The organism is Bradyrhizobium macuxiense, from assembly GCF_001542415.1.
In the GTDB taxonomy this organism is placed as follows: Bacteria; Pseudomonadota; Alphaproteobacteria; order Rhizobiales; family Xanthobacteraceae; genus Bradyrhizobium; species Bradyrhizobium macuxiense.
In genome coordinates, this window is sequence record NZ_LNCU01000019.1 from 141,776 (window position 1) to 157,687 (window position 15,912).

Genomic DNA, 15,912 nt, shown 5'->3' on the forward strand with positions numbered 1-15,912 from the left:
ATAGTATCGAAGCCTGAAAGCCGACTCCTTCGCGCTTCGGCCGCGGCAGGCAAGATCATTGCCCGTAGCATTTTGCCTTGATGACCTTTGCTGCCGACCACCGCAGTTTTCGCGTCGAGTTCGAGACGATCGACATTCCGCCAACCAGTTCCATCAGACGGCAACCGCAATCTCGTGTTGCCAGCACCAACCCAGTAATGCCATGGCTTTTTCTGGCGAGCCACTTTGGGACCACAGGCTGACGACCTCCGATGCGGCGATGCCTGCCGATAGAGCGCGCATCATCGGCCCGAGGGACACGCCGTCAAAGTAAGCTACCGGCTCACCGATGTTGGGATGCATTAGAGACTTGACGCGAACCACAAGGTTATCGACGAGACAAGGCGCTTCAACGAATGTCACTTTTTCGGACATTCTGAGCACCTGCCCCGGCGACGGCAATGGAGGGTTAGTCGCTGATGAGGACGTAGCGGTCGAAGACGCTGTTGCTCGGCTATGCCAAAAGCTCGTCCGGCGCGCCGCATAAGCTTCCGCGTATCTGTGCGAGGCCCAAGTCTGATGGGTCTCGGATCGCGAAATCCGGCGATAACTCCAATATTCGTTTGCGGCGGCGTGGTCCGCCGATTCGGTGAGCAGAGTGTTGATGACCGGGCCGGCACAAAGAGCCGATTGAATAGCCGCCTGAACCCCGCTGGACGAAAGTGGATCCAACGCAGCATCGGCGTCCCCGATTCTCAGAAGCCCGTCTTGGTCGCCTTCCGCAATATACGGTGTGGCGTCGCATACCCTTGGCGGCGTGGCCAGCTCGAGCCCGGGCTCGATGGCGTCCGCATCCTCAAGCAAGCTTCTATAGCGCTCGTCCAGCGAACCCTTCATGCGACGAAGGAGGCCCGGGTTTGTGAAGGCGACGGCGACGCGCTTCCTCCGTCCGGTCGGCGCCGCCCAGGTCCAGGAGGCGTCCGCGGCGGAGATCCGAACGGCCCGCCGAACTTCACCCTGCCATTCGCCATGAACCGCGACCGTAGGAGTTCCGCGCCGACGTCGATCGCGATGTCCCGAACTTCGCCCTCTCGCGTCGACCAAAAAGGCGGCACGCACTTGTCGTATGCCCGTGGACGTGCCCACGTCCGCGACCCAGCCTTCTGCGGCACGCGAAAAACTCAGGACCATGGCGGGCTGGAGGACGCGCACGCGGTTTGCGGTAGCCATGGCGAGCATGTCGGAATCGAACTGCCCCCGATCGACGAGCAATGCCTTGATAGGCGTCGGGGTAAAACTCGTCGATTCCCACCGCCGCTCGATCGGCAGCCCGATTTGATGCGCAGAATGATCGAGGATGTGTTGCACGCCCAAAAAGTCGAGCTGTGAAATTACGCCCGGGCTGAGACAAATCCCGATGTGATCACGGGGGAAGGCGGCCGCCTCGCACAAGACCACGTCTCTGCCCAGTCGCGACAGAGCGAGTGCGCAGACCGCCCCTGCCGGGCCGCCACCGATCACCAGCACTTCTGCATCTGGCATCATCCTCATGAAGCCGTCCGGGATTTCGCGCCGAATGCCCGGTCCAAACCTTCCGGGCCCAATCGCAGGTACGCTTGCAGAGCGTAGTGTAGCCACCCCCGTATGAAATCACACGCCGGTCTGCCGCGGGCGATCACCTCGTGATGACAACCGCCGCCGCAGAGATATCGCGCCCAACATGTGCGGCAGGGCTCTTGTTTGTGGACGTGACGGCGCTCCAGCCATGCGTTCTTGCGATCATTGTCGATACCGGCGCCGATCGATCCCATCGCTCCGGCTTCGACGCCGACGAACCTGTGGCATGCGGCCAGCTCGGCGTCCGCCGAAACTGCGAGGTAGGCGCCTCCGGCCCCGCATGGATAGGGTCGATGAGTTCCCCTGTGGATCTCCCGGAGAGCGGTCGTCATGTTGGAAAATGCATATCTCTCCCCAGCCATGACCTTCCGCTCGAATTTCTGACCGCATTCGATCATCGCGGTAAGCATGTTCTGCAGCGCGACCTCGTCCATCTGTCCGCGTCCGGTCGGCGATGCAAGCATTGGAGAAAATCCGACGCTATGGAAGCCGATGCCCAGAAGTTCGTCGAGCGTCTGTTTCAGCGCCAAATTCGTCGGCGTGACGGTCACGCGCGCAGTCGTTTGCATCCGACCGGCGCGTCCCAGCAGCGGTCCGATGCGCTCGATAATCCGCTCGTAGCTTCCGCTACCGCCTTTGAAGGGTCGCAACTGGTCGTGTACGGCTGCCCGACCATCGAGACTGATCGTAACGGCAAATCCGTGGCGTTCGAAGAAATCAGCATCGTCGCGGTCGACCAAGGTACCGTTGGTGGTGATCGAGAAGCCGATCTTCTGACCTCTCGCAGCGGCTTTTTCCGAAGCGTAAACCGTGGCCTGACGCAAGACGGAACGATTGATCAACGGTTCGCCGCCGAGAAAGGCGATGTTGATGGATTCGTCCGCGCGAGTCTGCCCGATGAGGAGATCGATGGAGGCCAAGGCTGTCTCGAGCGACATATTTTTCGGCGACGCTCCGAAATCGCCTTCCTGCGCGTAGCAATACGTGCAGCCGAGATTGCATTTTTGCGCAATGGCTAACGAAATGGCGCGCACGGGAACATCGGTGGGTGCTTCGTCACAGATGCGTCGTGGCTCCGTCGTCAATCCGAGCTTCGTCAAAAGACCTGAGACCTCTTCATCGTTCGTAGCCGCCACGAACTTTGCGAACGTATCGGCATCGAGATCGAAGAGTTGGCTGCCGTCGGCGAGGAAAAGATGACCTTGTCGTCCAGTGCAGAGCAGATGCACATCGCTGAACTTCGGCTTACCGATTTCGGCAAAACCAGACGTCATCTCCGATTGCGCCGTCCGGTTCATTTTGGCGGCGGCTCCTGGATCCCGCCCACAACGAACCGAAGCACAGATTCCCAGGATTTGAACAGATCGTCGTAGCTGAGACTGGATTGGAAATCCCGATTGTCGACGATGTAGCTTCCGGTGTTTTCCCTCTGCATCCAATTGTCGCCCCTGCTAAGGCCGTCGCCCCCCGGGACAACGTTCACGTAATCGGGACGACTCGCGGCCCAGTAATAGCAAGCGCACTCGCGATAATCGTTTTGCCACGGGGAACAGAGTCCTTGACTCAATTCTCCCGGCTTCGCGAGAGACTCCGCCAAAAGAGCGAGCCGCTCGGACGCTCCATCTGCTTCATCACGTTCGAATAGCTGCCTCACCTCCAATTCGAGCGTTTGCGTCGCCACGTCCGGGTTGCCTGGCAAGACCTCCAATTTCGCTGCTTCCTTGGTGAATTCGCAACGCACCTTCGTTCCTTGCCGTCCAACGAGCAGAGCTATCGTGTTCGACCACTCCATGAAGGAGACGGCTTCAGGGCTGTCGCCGGTGGAAAGGGTCGCCGGACCGCGGCCTGGCATGACTGGACCTTGCGTCAAGACGGACATCGGTCGATCGTTGATCTTGAGCAGGCGATGACCTACGAGATCTTTGTATTTTTCGTCTTCGTAGCCAACGACGTAGTTATTGTTCTCCGATAGCACGATACCTACGAGGAAACGACGCCAGATGGCTCGGAAGTCGAATTCCAAGCCCGGAAAACAGTTGGATATGGCGGAAGATGGATGGGTCACCGGCGGATTGCCGCGCCCGCGGTAGCTCAGTTGCGCCGCGAGGTTGCGGGGTGTGATCTTCGCGTCATCGCCGCTCATTCTTCAGCACTCCCTCCGAAGAACAATCCGCTCGCAACCGATTTTCGGATCAGATCGATTTGTCGTCGCGTGAGCGTCATATAGCGTGCGTCCGCACCTCGCATCATGGCCGGCATCTTGCGTCGTCCTTTGTCCGAAAGGTCGCCAACTTCCTCGGGTCGGCGCAAAACGTCGACGAACCACGGCGGCGTTCCGCTCTTCAGAGCAGTAAGAATAGTTTGATGCAGGGCGACCACCGAAAGGTTGTCGACGAGAGTCGTCGCCATGATCGGAGCGAACATCCGGTGGAAGTCGTTGGAGTCTTGCAAAGGCATCATGCTCTCGGCGCCGAGGCGGCCGTCGACCGGATTGCCGTTTAGGACGGCGGTGTTCAGAAGCCGGACGGTCTCGTATGCTCGTCGGACGATGTCTTCTACCCGATCAGCCGATACGTCGGCCGATCGGACTTCCGGCCCGAACAGGGCTTGTTCAATTTCATCGGCAACCGTCCGTATCGGTAGGGAGTCCGGTGCGAACGCTGGCGGACCGGCCCCGATCCGAGCGAAGGCGCGTAGCTTCTTTTCGCCGATCTGGATCTCAGCTTCCACGATGCCGTCGCACTCGTCGTCGAGATAGCCCCAACTGACCTGCGCTCCCTTTGCGTTCGCGTATCCGGCGTAGATCTGCCCCGGATTGGTGTCGGTAGGCTCACCGGGGTCGACCCAGCCACGCCATGTCGCATGCTCCTTGGTCGGATCGTAGATGACCCGGTCCTTCACGATTTCATCGATTTCGGTTACGGGACCGTTCACGCCATCTGCAGTGATGCGCGTTTCCGAAGCTCCGTAGACCAGTCCGGCCGCGGGCGTGTAGCGCAGACGTATTTCGGGAAAGGCCGCGTTCGGCTTGATATAGCGGGCAGAACCGAGAGGAAGAGTTTTCCCCGGAAGGAAATTGTCGCAACGACCTTCCAGCGGATGAACGTCGTGGTCGCTGAAGGAAGTCGAAGCGAGAATCTTGTCCTGCTCGATCGTCGTACGACGGAACGCCTTAAGATTGCCCAGTGAGACGGTCCATTTGACGCTGCGGGGATTGAGGCCTTCGGCGGCGAGGAGGTCTACTGTGAGCGGGACCAACTTCTCGCCATCCGTTCTGGCGAAGACCTCGAGAAAAGGAGCCACCGGCCGGATGCTCTTGCCATCACGGAACTTGATAGGCATTTCCGGCTGGTAGGACTCCGAGATTTCTCCGGTTCGTGTATTGACCCGTAGTGTCTCTGCGGCGCAGATCTGGCGATGCCCCAACGGGTCTTTTACGACGAGTTCGTAGTTCTCTAGCGGCTCTTTGGAGGAACCGAGCCGCGCGATGGCGAGCGGCGGAAGGATCCGGATTTCATGAATGCTCATGCGCCCTCCTTCGAGCGACGAACGCCGGTGCGCACGGTGGACGCCCCGGCGTAAAGTCGCATCTCTTCCGACGCCTTCGCATCGAGGCTCAGCAACGTGGCGGCATATTCAGCGTGCTCGCCCTTGCAGATGACCTTGTCTTCGAGCAGCGCCCGACACGCCGTCAAAAGGTCGATATGCAATCGCCAAAAAGCGGCGTCGCTTTCGGGAAGCTGGAGCGAATAGGGCATCTGAAACGGCGCCGCAGCCTTTTGTTCGCCGGCCACATTCAATGGAAGGCGGGAAAGCACGGATGCAACCGCCCTCAAAGTATACATTTCGCCGAACATCCTATTGATGACGATACCTTGCCGTCGCGTCAGGCCGCCTTCGCCCGGAGAGCTATGGGAGTGCGCAAGGTAACTGAGCAGCATGCGATAACGGATGTTGAAGACATTTGCCCATTTGCCCGCCTCGGCGTCCTCGATCTGCGCCTGCCCCTCTGTTGCCGGCAGACCCGGGGCCACCGGATTCGACGGCACCGGCAGCGTCGCTTCCCATTCGCCGTCCTTGGGAAAATGTCTAAAGATTGCGAGAAATCGCCTGAAATGCGAGGATTCGTCGTCCTGCGCGGCAGCCTTGTTGGGAGCTTCTCCCTGCTCCGCAATGGCAGTCAGCGCGGCCACGGCATCTGCCCTTGAGGCAGCCCGCATAACCAAGACGTCCGGCGTCTTCGTCGTTCCTGCGACCGAGGATCCACGGGCTCCCTTACCATAACCCCTTGCATATTCGTCCCAGGACGATTGCGTCGGATACGATTCCGGGTGGAATTCCGAGCTGGCGAGCTTTGAGGGGTCGCCGACGAGTTCGATAAGCTTCTTGTATAGCGCGCCGACGCGATTGACGTTCATTTTGTCGGGGCCGGCCGCCAGTTTTTCGATTTCCTTGCGTTCTGCCACGCTGACGTCATCCGGCCAGGTTTCCGGAGATTCGGTGACGATGTACTTCGCCAGCGTCGCTCGCGTGAGGCGCTCTAGAGCGAATGGGTACGGGGCGAGCACGGAATCCCAAGGATAATCCTCGCGATCGAGCGCGAGCGGCGCTCCGAGGAAACGGATGACGTTCTGGACGGTGGCAAGATGTCCCATCTCCTCCTTCGCTATGCCAAGGATGATCTGACGCCACTTCGCGACTGCTTCGTGATGCTCCTCCGGCACTTGGGGGCCGCCTAAGGACCATCCCGCATACAGGTATTGGACCATTAGCGAATGCTCAATTTCCGCCGCGACGGTGAGAAGGAAAACGGCGAATTCGCGCCAAGTGAACTCGGGAGGCGGAGCATCCGACGGCGCCAGCTTCGCCCCGGTGAGCATCATCATTTCGACCCTAGGGGAGGCGGATAATCTGGGCGCAGCCGAAAAAAGGCTTGCGAGGTAACGTTCGTTGCGCGCACGCATGCCGACATCCCCCTAGTACAACTGGGAGCATCGAAACACGGATTGCCGTTTTCCGCTCCTCGGGACCTCCCTAGTCTTGTCGAAACGCATGTTGCTTTAGGATCGTCATGCGGGCGCACGGAATTCGCTCGTGACGACACGGTTCGATCCGGAGATCCGCATGGGCCTTCTCGCTACGCAGACGGTGCATCCCGGTGCGCAAGTGAACGTGCTGGGCACCGAGATCTGTCAAACGATTCAGAGCCCCGCGAACGACGTCCCTCTCGTCCGCGGAAAGCGCACCCTCGTCCGAGTCTACGTCGGACCGACGGGCTTCACCGGTGCTGCCGAAGTTCAGGGCGAGATCGAGGTCGCGCCGTCCGCGGCGGCGACGGCCAAGTACGTCGCCTCGACCGGGACCATTTCCGTCAAAGCGACCGCCTATCCCGATTTGAATGCCCAGCGTCGGGATATCCGGACAAGTCTCAACTTTATTCTTCCTGCCGATGTACTGTCCTGGTCCAGCCTGACCGTACGCGTGAAACGCCTGTTCGCGGGAGGATCCGACATTCCCGTCGGAGCGAACGCGCCGGTGACCGTTTCGATGATCGAGGCCGCTCCCTTGCGTATCAAGGCCATCGGCCTCCGCTACTTGCTTTCGACGCCTGGTGCTCCGCCAAAGCAGATCGCGCCGGCGGCATACCACTTCGATTATCTCCGCTCTTTCCTCGACAGAGCCTATCCCGTGTCGACGATCGAATGGTCGCAGCTCGTCGTGCAAGCCGACCCGCGCTTGGCCCCGCCTTTCTCGGGCCCGACGACCCCTGATGGCAATGACCCGCTATGGCTGGGCAAGCTCAACATCGCGCACAATCAGCTCTCCGCGATCCGCGCGAAAGACCTCGACGCCGGAACCGATCCGCGCACCCACTACTACGGACTGATCTCGGACGCCGATCAAGGCCTGTTTTTCCGAGGGGCGGCGAAGGATATTCCTCAACAACCCAATCCGTCGATCGTAGCGGTCGGGCCGACTGGTAATCCAGCCCAATACCCCTCCCTCTCGTGGGACACCGAACGATCCTATGGCGGCTGGTACGGATCCCACGAGCTCGGACATACGTTCGGAAGATATCATCCGGGCTTCTGCAATCAGGATGCGAGCGACCCGAGCTTTCCCTATGCAGACGGCCGGATCGGAGACGTCGCGAACGGAGACATGATCGGCGTCGACATGGGAGATCCGTCCCTGGGAATCCCGATGCGGGTCATGGCAAACGAGAGCTGCCATGATATCATGACCTACTGCGACAACCAGTGGATCTCCGCCTACAGCTATCGGGCAATCCTCGATCGCTTGAGCCAAGAGGACACGCTCTTTGCTCCGGTAGCCGGAGCATAGGAGGACACGATGGGCGCCGGAGTGCTCGACGGAAACTTCGCTCACGTAAGCGGTACATTCGACCTCGACCGCAAGAAGGGAACGATCGACTATGTGACGCCGGTCAAGGTGGCGGTGCAGTCGGAAGACTTCGAGGACGAAGGGATCGAGTTGATCGGTCTGGACGGCGCGGACCAGCAGATCTTCGACAAGAAGGTGAATCCTCAGCGCAATTCCTGCGCTCCGCATGCTCAGTCCGGCACCTTCGACGAATACGTTCCCGTCTCGCCTCAGTTGCGCCGCATCAAACTCATGATCAAGGGCGTCGAGGCCGCGCAGTTCGCCCGAGGGGCATCCGTGCCATCCGGCACCGTGGCGATGGGCGGCCCCAATCCGGGTTCGCCGAACCGCTTTACGCTCGATGCAGCGCATACGCTCGCTCCCTCTCCGGGAGTGACCTACACCGTCCAGGCCAAAGCCGAACACGAGCCTAACTGGCAGACCATAGCCGTCGGTCTTCCCATTCCGAGCACGGACATCGACATGAATCAGTTTCCGGGAGCCAAGAGCGTGTCGGTCCGTGTTCTTCAGTCGGACGGCTTCTCGGAGTCGAAGGTTTTCGAGGACAAGAAGACCTTTTAAATCCGGTACGCCATGCGATGCCCGAGAGAGTAGCCGTGCGCGCCGGCACGAAGACAGAAGGACGGCCGGTCCAGTAGTCATTGAACGCAGCCTAGGAGTCGAGTCATCACCCACGCGGATCGGATTACTCCCAATGGTTTCGCAAGCCGGATATTTCCGCCTAGGGATCTCCTAAGAAGGAGGAGCCGACGGGGTGAGCTCCGTGGAGTAGCGATGCCCGCGATCGGGGAGTGTCGAATAGGTCAGCCGGCGTCCATGCTCTGCGTTTTCGAAGGTACGCCGGACGGCCTCGGAGTAGGCTCGAGCGGCAGGCTCTCCCAAGCCGGCATTCGAAACGACCGCACCCGCGATCGCGAGCGCGGTGGACAGTGCGTTCGCGATCCCCTGCGAGCAGAGCGGATCGAATGAGGCGGCCGCGTCGCCGATAGCGGCCCATCCTGGACCGGCCGAGGGAAAGCAGAGCACAGATGACGCGTCCACGACCTGCCCCCTCGACCCGCGCAGATCGGCCTTCGAACCCACTTCCCAAGCCTCACATCTGCCTTCCGGCCCCTCGAGGCGGTAGCTCCAGCCAGCCGAATGGCTTTCAACCAGCAAGCGACCCCTCGTATCGGTCGGGACAGCTTCTTTTCGGCACGCAAGCAGCGCTTCGTGAAGCACCCTTCGCGCACCGAGGCGCCTCGCCAGAGCAGCCGCTCGGCCTGATGCATCGACCACGGTACGGGCGAACACCGTGATGTTCAGGCCGTCCCGACGTACGCGCGCGCGGAACATCGAATGCTCGCGCTCGACCGCGACGATTCTACCGCATATGAAACGGGCGCCCGCCTTTCGGCTGACCTCGCGAAGAACTCGGTCCAGACGACGCCGATCGATGGCGTACCCTGCTCCGCCCCGGTGGCTCAAGAACTCCTCGACCGAAACTTTGGCGCCCCAATCCCGCCGGATGCCTGAGCAGAAGCGCACCAGGTCGGGATCTCGCAACAAACTGCCGAGACCTACCGCATCGAAGAGCCTGGTGGTGGAAGGGGCTACCAGCTCGAGCCGTTCGGTTGTCCCAACCATCGGGTCCACGACAGCAACGTTCATTCCGCCGTTGGAAAGCAACGCCGACACCGTCGCGCCGGCGGGTCCGGCACCGCAGACCAGCACGTCCAACATCAGATCTCGCCCTGCCGATATCGGCGTTTTGGCGCTTGAGGCGCCTGCAGGACCAGTCCCCTGGACGCCTGCGCGACTTGCGTAGGCTCATCGTTACGAAGATCTTCGACGAATGCGACGAGCCCCGGCTTCGGATCGGATCCGGGAAAATCGCGATTTCGTCCCTGCTCGACACGAAAACCGTCAGGAAAATCCGGCGACGGATCTTTTACGGCGAGCACCATTCCCAATTCCCACCATTCTTCGACCATGTGGGCTATGCGCGCATAGTAGTCGAAACCCCGGACGTCCCGCAGCCAGTCGGAGCGGGTCATCAGGTATTTGGAGAATTGCTCCTCGTTCCCCTTCTTCCCGATCGCCGCCGCGATGGAATAGTTCTCGAACGACATCACCTGGTCGGGGACGCGTGCGCCCCAGAACGTGGGCATGGACAGGAATGTGCTCGGACTATAGTCCGCGTCGGAGTTGCAGGACGCTCCATCGGTTTGCCATGGCACGCCGAGGAATCGCGTCAACGCACCGGCGGCGACGCCGTCGAACGGTCCTCCGGGGCCGCAGCATACCTGGGGCGACAATTCCGGCCCGAAGTCCTGCTTGGCCGGATCGTCGGTAGGTAGCACCTTCAGGCGATAGCCGCCCTTCCAGACGTGCGGAATACGCATGGTCCACGTCAACTCGATCCCCGGATGGAACGGCCCTCCTAGGCACTCGTGCAGAGGGGCGCGGTTCAGATGCTCGATCTGCTCAGGCGGCGAGAGCTTATCGAATTCCGCGAGCGTCGGAATACCGGTCCAGTCGTCGGCGAAGTTTCCGTCTGCCCAGCGCCCCAGATGCTCCAACTGCGTGCGCGTGACCGAAAGGTAGTTGAGCGCGTCGGGAGGCGTGCCTTTCGGACTCTCGCCATACGCATCTCCGAACATCTGCGGCAGGGCCGGCTCGTTGAAGGGTCCCGTCGCGGCCGCATCGCGGAACAGCTTGAAGACCCTTGTCCGCCACGGAGCCATTGCAGCGGCTGGATTGCGCATTTTCGCGACGACCTGCGCGTTTCGGGCGTCGAGAGGTGAACCGAATCCATGCATGACAAATAGGCCATGGTTCACCCACTGGAGGCCGCTCATCCGATCGAAGATCGGCCAAACGTCCTTGGTGAAGGAGGTCGAGCTCGGAGCTGCGATCCAGCCTTGGCTTCGGAATACCTCTCTGACTGTGTCGTCCATAGTAACGAGGCCAAATGTCCCCGGCGCAAAGTTCGGTGGCGTGACCGCGACGTAAGCGGGCTCCGCTTCCTTGGACGAGCCGTCGGCGAAGGTAACGGTAGCGCGCACCGGACCGTCGCATACGTCGTCGTGCCAACCGTCATTATTGGCAAAGGTCGTCGGCATGAGACCCTTGCGAAACGGGACGGAAGTGCCTCGGCCGCCGAGGAAGATCAGGCGCCCCGCATCGTCGGTTTGCAGTTCGCCGAGATAGACCGGCGAACCGGCCCAGAACGTACCGTCGTCGAGGGCGAACTCCGGACCGGACTTGTTGGGCCCCTCGATCTCTTTGGGACTCGGAACGATGTCCAATCGGGCGCTCCGGCCCGGGACGGGTATCCTTGCGTTTCGCTTCTGTGCAGGCTTGGCGATGCCCCGCGGAAGATCCATGGCCTGATTGAATTCGTACCAGCCCGCCTTCAGGTTGGCTACGCCGACCTTCCATTCGATGCGGATCCCGTCGCTGGCCGTGACCTCGAACGTTTCGCCGTCCGTCGACGTCGCATAGATGCGGAAGCGGACCGCCTGGCGTTTGATCTTGCCGTCCGCGGTCCTGAAGTCGGATTCGTACATCGCGGCGGCGCCATTCGGGAGCGTCGGCCATCCGCCTATGACTTCCGATGCGATCACGTATTCGCCCTCGCCGTCTGCGTTACCGACCCTGGCTACGCCCAAAGGCGGGAATATCGCGAGTGAAGCGACCGTCGAGCTGGATATCCGTGGTGCGTTAGGTTCTGCCTTGGGTTCGGCCATGTAGGTCCCCTGCGAGAGTCCTGAGAAATCGGTTGCAAGCGGTCGGCGGGCGGCGAGGTCGCGCTCGTCATGCGCGGGCGGTACCGGCTCACGCGGCCGCTACCGATCGTGCCACAGGCCGGGCGTTCGCGCCCTAGGGACCTTCCTAGGCGACCAGCGTAGACCGAGCTGACTTCTTCGTGGTGTTCGCGTCGTAGCGTCTAGCGACTACGCGCAAGTGATCGAGCTCGGAATTTCGTGCCAGCTCGGCTCGCACTCTCTGGTCCTGTAGAACCACCGTCGGCTTTTGCATCCGCGCGGCTCCGTAGAACATCGATCCGGCATCTTCACTATCGATGAACGTCGAGACGAGACCCAACCTGTTGACCGCGGTCTTCACGCGTGTAGGATGAGCAATCATAAATTGTAAGAAAATCCGATTGGCCAGCAGTTAGGCGGCGTGTTGCCGCTCCCCTTTTCGGGGAGGACGACTCATGATTTCGCGGAATTGTTTCGTCGGAGGACTCAACCTCCAGTTGTTCCATCGGAGAGCCGGTCGAACGGGCATACTTTTGATTCACGGGAATTCCTCCTGCAAGGAGGTGTTCGCCAGGCAATTGAAGGACCTGAGCAAGACGAAGCTGGGCATCGTGGCGCCCGATCTTCCCGGCCACGGTGGGTCCGACGATTCGCGGCGGCCCTCCACGACGTACAGTTTTCCCGGATACGCGCGCGTGCTGAGCCAGCTCATGCGGTCGCTCGGCTACTCTTCGTTCCACGTGATGGGGTGGTCGCTTGGCGGCCATATAGGCATCGAAATGCTGGCCTCTGATTCGGCCGTCCGTTCGCTGCTGATCACCGGCACCCCTCCGGTCCGATTGACCCCCGAAGGAGTAGCGCGCGGATTCCGCTGGACGGCCGCCACCGCCCTCGCCGGGCGAAAGACCTTCAGCCAGGACGACGTCCGTCGATACACGACAGCGATGATGGGCAAGAGGCTCAGGAACGACCATCGCCTGCTCGAGATGGCGCGCCGCACCGACGGCGACGCGAGACACTGGATGGTCGCTAACGGAATGGCCGGCCGCGGCGCGGACGAGATCGACGTCGTGTCGACGAGCGATCGACCGATCGCTGTCGTGCAGGGGAAATCGGATCCTTTCCTCCGCGTGGATTATCTCGAACGTGTTCCTTTCCGAAATCTCTGGCGGCGAAACCCGATTCTGATCGATGCCGGACACGCGGCACATTGGGAGACGCCGACGGAATTCAACGATGCGATGATGGATTTCGTGACGAACCACTGACCGCGAACTCGAACCGCGTGGGACCCGATGGGAACGAACATAGAGACTTTCATCGAATCCACACGCAGGGTCGCCACTCCGGCCGATCTAAAGAAGCTTTTCCTGAACGCAGTCGCGGATCAAGGTTACGAGAATGCGGTTTTCGCGCGGACGAACAACCGGCGTCTCGTTTCCGTGCCTTGGAGCGTATTCCCGCCAGGCTATCTCGACACGTACAGGGCCGAGGGGTGGGACCGCATCGACCCGGTCGTACAGAAGGTACACTCGATCCGCGGACCGTTCAAATGGTGCGAGACCTGCCCGACGGGCGGCTTCACGAGACAGCAGAAGTCCTTCTTCGAGAGCTGCCGGGAGTTGGGCGTTCACTCGGGCATCACCATTCCGATCCGTGGAGCGGGCCAGGAAGTCGATCTCATTAGCCTCAGCCTGCGCGTCCGCGGCGACGCTCCGTCCGACGGAATGGCTCATATTTATATGGTGAGCCTCCAATACTGGCTGACACACTGCGAGCTCACGGACCGACGCGAGGAGAAGCCCGTTCAGCTGACGTCGCAGGAAGTGGAATGCCTCCGTTGGTGCAAGGAAGGTAAGACGAATTGGGAGATCGGTGAAATCCTGAAGATCTCAGAGAAAACGGTGGAATTCCACCTAAGCAACGGCATGCGCAAGCTCGGCGCAGGCAATCGCATCACCGCCGTCATCATGGCGATCAAGAGCGGCATCATACCTCTCTGAGCCAGTATCTAGCGGCGTCGGTTCGCCGAAGGAGGCATCTAGCACGTCTTCGATCGCCTTTCCGACCAGTTCGAGACCCTCGTCGAATACCGCCGGCTCTATGTTCAGTGGCGCCATGATCTTCAGAACCTCGTCATGGGGTCCACAGCATTCGACGAGTACACCGCGCCTCAGAGCCGCGCCGGCGGCGGCTTCGGCCATGCCGCGATCCGCGAATTCGAGACCCTGCATCATCCCTCGTCCCTTGGGACCCAAACGGCCGCCGAAGCGCCGAACCATGCGCCTGCACCACTCCGAGAGCATCCGAGAATTTGGAGTTACCATTGCCATCTCGCCGGACCGCCATAGACCGACCGCTGCCGTGGCGGTGGCGAACGCAAGCGCGTTGCCGCGGAACGTTCCATTGTGCTCTCCGGGTGACCAGGCGTCGTATTCCGGCTTCAACAGGAGCAGCGACATGGGTAATCCCAAGCCGCTGATCGATTTCGCTAGACAAACGACGTCGGGCACGATGCCGCTGCGTTCGAACGCGAAGAACGTCCCGGCACGGCCGCACCCCGCCTGTATTTCGTCGACGATAAGCAAAGCTCCCATCCTCTGGGTCATCACCCGTAACGCGCGCAGCCATTCATCGGACGCGACCGAAAGTCCGCCCTCGCCCTGGATCACTTCCACGATCACTGCCGCCACGGGCTCGATGCCGCCCGACGGATCGTCGATCATCGCTTCGAACCGCTCGAGATCGGCGACGCCTGCTCCATGATATCCGTCGAACGGCAGCCGCACCACGCCGCCGAGCAGCGGCGACGATGCTTGCCTAGCGGCCTTCGACCCCGTGAGAGATAGAGCGCCGGTGGACATCCCGTGGAAAGCATTGCTGAATGCCGCGATCGGCATGCGTCGGGTGACTTTCCGAGCGAGCTTGATCGCGGCCTCGACGCAGTTCGCGCCGGTCGGCCCCGGAAACTGCAGCTTGTAGGAAAGCCCGCGGGGCTTCAGGATATCTTCCTGAAATGCCTTCATGAACTCGAGCTTCGCGACCGTGTGAAAGTCGAGCCCGGCGACTATTCCGTCCGATGACAGGTGCTCGATGACGGCCTGCTTGAGGCGAGGATGGTTGTGGCCATAGTTCAGCGCGCCGCAAGCGGACATGAAATCGATGAACGATCGTCCCTCCACGTCCTGTAGCTGCGCGCCACGGGCGGAGCTCAGAAGGTTCGGGAGCTTGCGGCAGTAGTAGCGAACCGCGGATTCGCTCTGAGCGAAGACGTCCAGGTGCATGACCGACTTTCTCCTCTGCCGACCGTGTAAGTCGCCCGCGGCCTCAATGCCCGGAGCAGTGACATTCCGAATTGGCGATTTCTTCCAGCTTGCGACGGACGCCCAACAGATCCGGGACGACGATCTCCAGTCCTTCTTCGACCGCGACGCGGCACAGGTATGAGACGGCATCGGCCATTTTGCCGGCGGTATCCTTCGGATCGGGCCGATGCCGGCGCCCTTGGTCAGGCGGCTCGTGCGGCATAGGCGAAGTCCTCCGGATTCGCGAGAACGCTGCGTCCGATCCCGTACTTTTCACAATGATATTCGGGCCGAATGCATTCGGTAGGCACGAAGAAAGCTCTTTCGAGCTCGCCCTCTATCTCCGCCGTCGGGCCCAGCCACTGGATTCCGTCCCGAACGAAATGCGAAAGTAGATGTTCGCGAGTGACGCCCACCATTCCCTCGCCGCCAGTCGCACGGAGGATCTCCTGAATGGCGCAGAGCAACTCGGGAAAGACGGTGCGCCTCGACGCCGGCGGAAGCGACTTATCTACGCAGACCCGCGTGACCTCGATAATTCCGTCCGCGCAAGGCAGCTGCCTGTCTCCGACCAGATAAGGCCAGTACGATTGTAACATGTAGGGACGCGCGGTCGGCAGCAATCGTGCCAGACCTCGAACTACCCGTCTTTCGTCCCGCCATACGAGGTACCTGGCGGCAGGCGTATCGAACTCGTCAAATTCGAGTCCCTCGTATGAGAAATGAGGCAGACCGCGTCGCTTCACGAACACGTCGTGCCGCAAGCGCGCTTGCGAGGCCAGTGCATCCTGGAAATGATGTGCGGTGGCGAGAGAAAAGGCTTCGATCATGCGAAAGTTCCGATTCGCGCGGAGGGG

General features: G+C 60.9%; 13 protein-coding genes. 4 read left to right on the top strand and 9 right to left on the bottom strand.

Going from position 1 to position 15,912, the window contains the following annotated elements; all coding sequences use genetic code 11:
• Positions 1-153: 153 nt before the first annotated feature.
• From qhpG to AS156_RS04475, 5 genes are read right to left on the bottom strand one after another with little or no spacing between them, the layout of a single operon-like run.
• Positions 154-1,530, bottom strand: a complete 1,377-nt coding sequence (gene qhpG / locus AS156_RS04455; RefSeq protein WP_136626001.1) for a flavin-dependent monooxygenase QhpG — start codon at positions 1,528-1,530, stop codon at positions 154-156.
• Positions 1,527-2,894, bottom strand: coding sequence for a radical SAM/SPASM domain-containing protein (locus AS156_RS04460; protein ID WP_201455988.1), 1,368 nt, complete (start codon positions 2,892-2,894; stop codon positions 1,527-1,529). The genes qhpG and AS156_RS04460 overlap by 4 nt, the downstream gene beginning before the upstream one ends.
• Positions 2,891-3,739 (bottom strand): hypothetical protein, encoded by an 849-nt coding sequence (locus AS156_RS04465; RefSeq protein WP_066500502.1) that lies wholly within the window; start codon positions 3,737-3,739, stop codon positions 2,891-2,893. The genes AS156_RS04460 and AS156_RS04465 overlap by 4 nt, the downstream gene beginning before the upstream one ends.
• Entirely contained in the window at positions 3,736-5,124 is a 1,389-nt protein-coding gene (locus tag AS156_RS04470) for a hypothetical protein (RefSeq protein ID WP_066500504.1), read from the bottom strand. The genes AS156_RS04465 and AS156_RS04470 overlap by 4 nt, the downstream gene beginning before the upstream one ends.
• Entirely contained in the window at positions 5,121-6,560 is a 1,440-nt protein-coding gene (locus AS156_RS04475) for a ferritin-like domain-containing protein (RefSeq protein ID WP_082747321.1), read from the bottom strand. Before AS156_RS04475 ends, AS156_RS04470 begins: the two co-directional genes overlap by 4 nt.
• Before the next feature lie 130 nt (positions 6,561-6,690).
• On the opposite strand from AS156_RS04475, the gene AS156_RS04480 reads away from it, so the two are divergent.
• Both AS156_RS04480 and AS156_RS04485 read left to right on the top strand, forming a co-directional pair.
• Complete coding sequence (locus AS156_RS04480; protein ID WP_066500509.1) at positions 6,691-7,941, top strand: hypothetical protein; 1,251 nt, start codon at positions 6,691-6,693, stop codon at positions 7,939-7,941.
• A 9-nt stretch (positions 7,942-7,950) separates the two neighbouring features.
• Positions 7,951-8,562: a hypothetical protein gene (locus tag AS156_RS04485; protein WP_066500511.1), complete on the top strand. Its 612-nt coding sequence runs from the start codon at positions 7,951-7,953 to the stop codon at positions 8,560-8,562.
• A gap of 171 nt (positions 8,563-8,733) precedes the next feature.
• On the opposite strand, the gene AS156_RS04490 is transcribed toward AS156_RS04485, so the two are convergent.
• Both AS156_RS04490 and AS156_RS04495 read right to left on the bottom strand, forming a co-directional pair.
• The gene (locus tag AS156_RS04490) at positions 8,734-9,723 is read right to left on the bottom strand and encodes an NAD(P)/FAD-dependent oxidoreductase (protein WP_066500514.1); all 990 of its coding nucleotides are present in this window, start codon (positions 9,721-9,723) and stop codon (positions 8,734-8,736) included.
• Positions 9,723-11,732 carry a LodA/GoxA family CTQ-dependent oxidase gene (locus tag AS156_RS04495; protein ID WP_066500516.1) on the bottom strand — a complete coding sequence of 670 codons (2,010 nt, stop codon included), beginning with the start codon at positions 11,730-11,732 and terminating at the stop codon, positions 9,723-9,725. Before AS156_RS04495 ends, AS156_RS04490 begins: the two co-directional genes overlap by 1 nt.
• A gap of 473 nt (positions 11,733-12,205) precedes the next feature.
• Here AS156_RS04495 and AS156_RS04505 point away from each other — a divergent pair, with 473 nt between their 5' ends.
• Positions 12,206-13,018 (top strand): alpha/beta fold hydrolase, encoded by an 813-nt coding sequence (locus tag AS156_RS04505; RefSeq protein ID WP_082747322.1) that lies wholly within the window; start codon positions 12,206-12,208, stop codon positions 13,016-13,018.
• A 27-nt stretch (positions 13,019-13,045) separates the two neighbouring features.
• Complete coding sequence (locus tag AS156_RS40310; RefSeq protein WP_082747323.1) at positions 13,046-13,753, top strand: helix-turn-helix transcriptional regulator; 708 nt, start codon at positions 13,046-13,048, stop codon at positions 13,751-13,753.
• Here the strand turns inward: AS156_RS40310 and AS156_RS04510 are convergent.
• Together AS156_RS04510 and AS156_RS04520 are read right to left on the bottom strand one after the other, a co-directional pair.
• Positions 13,667-15,205, bottom strand: coding sequence for a diaminobutyrate--2-oxoglutarate transaminase (locus AS156_RS04510; protein WP_201455989.1), 1,539 nt, complete (start codon positions 15,203-15,205; stop codon positions 13,667-13,669). The two genes, AS156_RS40310 and AS156_RS04510, sit on opposite strands and share 87 nt — an antisense overlap.
• 53 nt (positions 15,206-15,258) lie before the next feature.
• Positions 15,259-15,885 carry an acyl-homoserine-lactone synthase gene (locus tag AS156_RS04520; RefSeq protein ID WP_066500539.1) on the bottom strand — a complete coding sequence of 209 codons (627 nt, stop codon included), beginning with the start codon at positions 15,883-15,885 and terminating at the stop codon, positions 15,259-15,261.
• Positions 15,886-15,912 lie beyond the last annotated feature (27 nt).

Coding starts and splice junctions, on each gene's coding strand:
- qhpG (WP_136626001.1), bottom strand. CDS start 1,530: ATGAGGATGATGCCAGATGCAGAAGTGCTGGTGATCGGTGGCGGCCCG.
- AS156_RS04460 (WP_201455988.1), bottom strand. CDS start 2,894: ATGAACCGGACGGCGCAATCGGAGATGACGTCTGGTTTTGCCGAAATC.
- AS156_RS04465 (WP_066500502.1), bottom strand. CDS start 3,739: ATGAGCGGCGATGACGCGAAGATCACACCCCGCAACCTCGCGGCGCAA.
- AS156_RS04470 (WP_066500504.1), bottom strand. CDS start 5,124: ATGAGCATTCATGAAATCCGGATCCTTCCGCCGCTCGCCATCGCGCGG.
- AS156_RS04475 (WP_082747321.1), bottom strand. CDS start 6,560: ATGCGTGCGCGCAACGAACGTTACCTCGCAAGCCTTTTTTCGGCTGCG.
- AS156_RS04485 (WP_066500511.1), top strand. CDS start 7,951: ATGGGCGCCGGAGTGCTCGACGGAAACTTCGCTCACGTAAGCGGTACA.
- AS156_RS04490 (WP_066500514.1), bottom strand. CDS start 9,723: ATGTTGGACGTGCTGGTCTGCGGTGCCGGACCCGCCGGCGCGACGGTG.
- AS156_RS04495 (WP_066500516.1), bottom strand. CDS start 11,732: ATGGCCGAACCCAAGGCAGAACCTAACGCACCACGGATATCCAGCTCG.
- AS156_RS04505 (WP_082747322.1), top strand. CDS start 12,206: ATGATTTCGCGGAATTGTTTCGTCGGAGGACTCAACCTCCAGTTGTTC.
- AS156_RS40310 (WP_082747323.1), top strand. CDS start 13,046: ATGGGAACGAACATAGAGACTTTCATCGAATCCACACGCAGGGTCGCC.
- AS156_RS04510 (WP_201455989.1), bottom strand. CDS start 15,205: ATGCCGTCTCATACCTGTGCCGCGTCGCGGTCGAAGAAGGACTGGAGA.
- AS156_RS04520 (WP_066500539.1), bottom strand. CDS start 15,885: ATGATCGAAGCCTTTTCTCTCGCCACCGCACATCATTTCCAGGATGCA.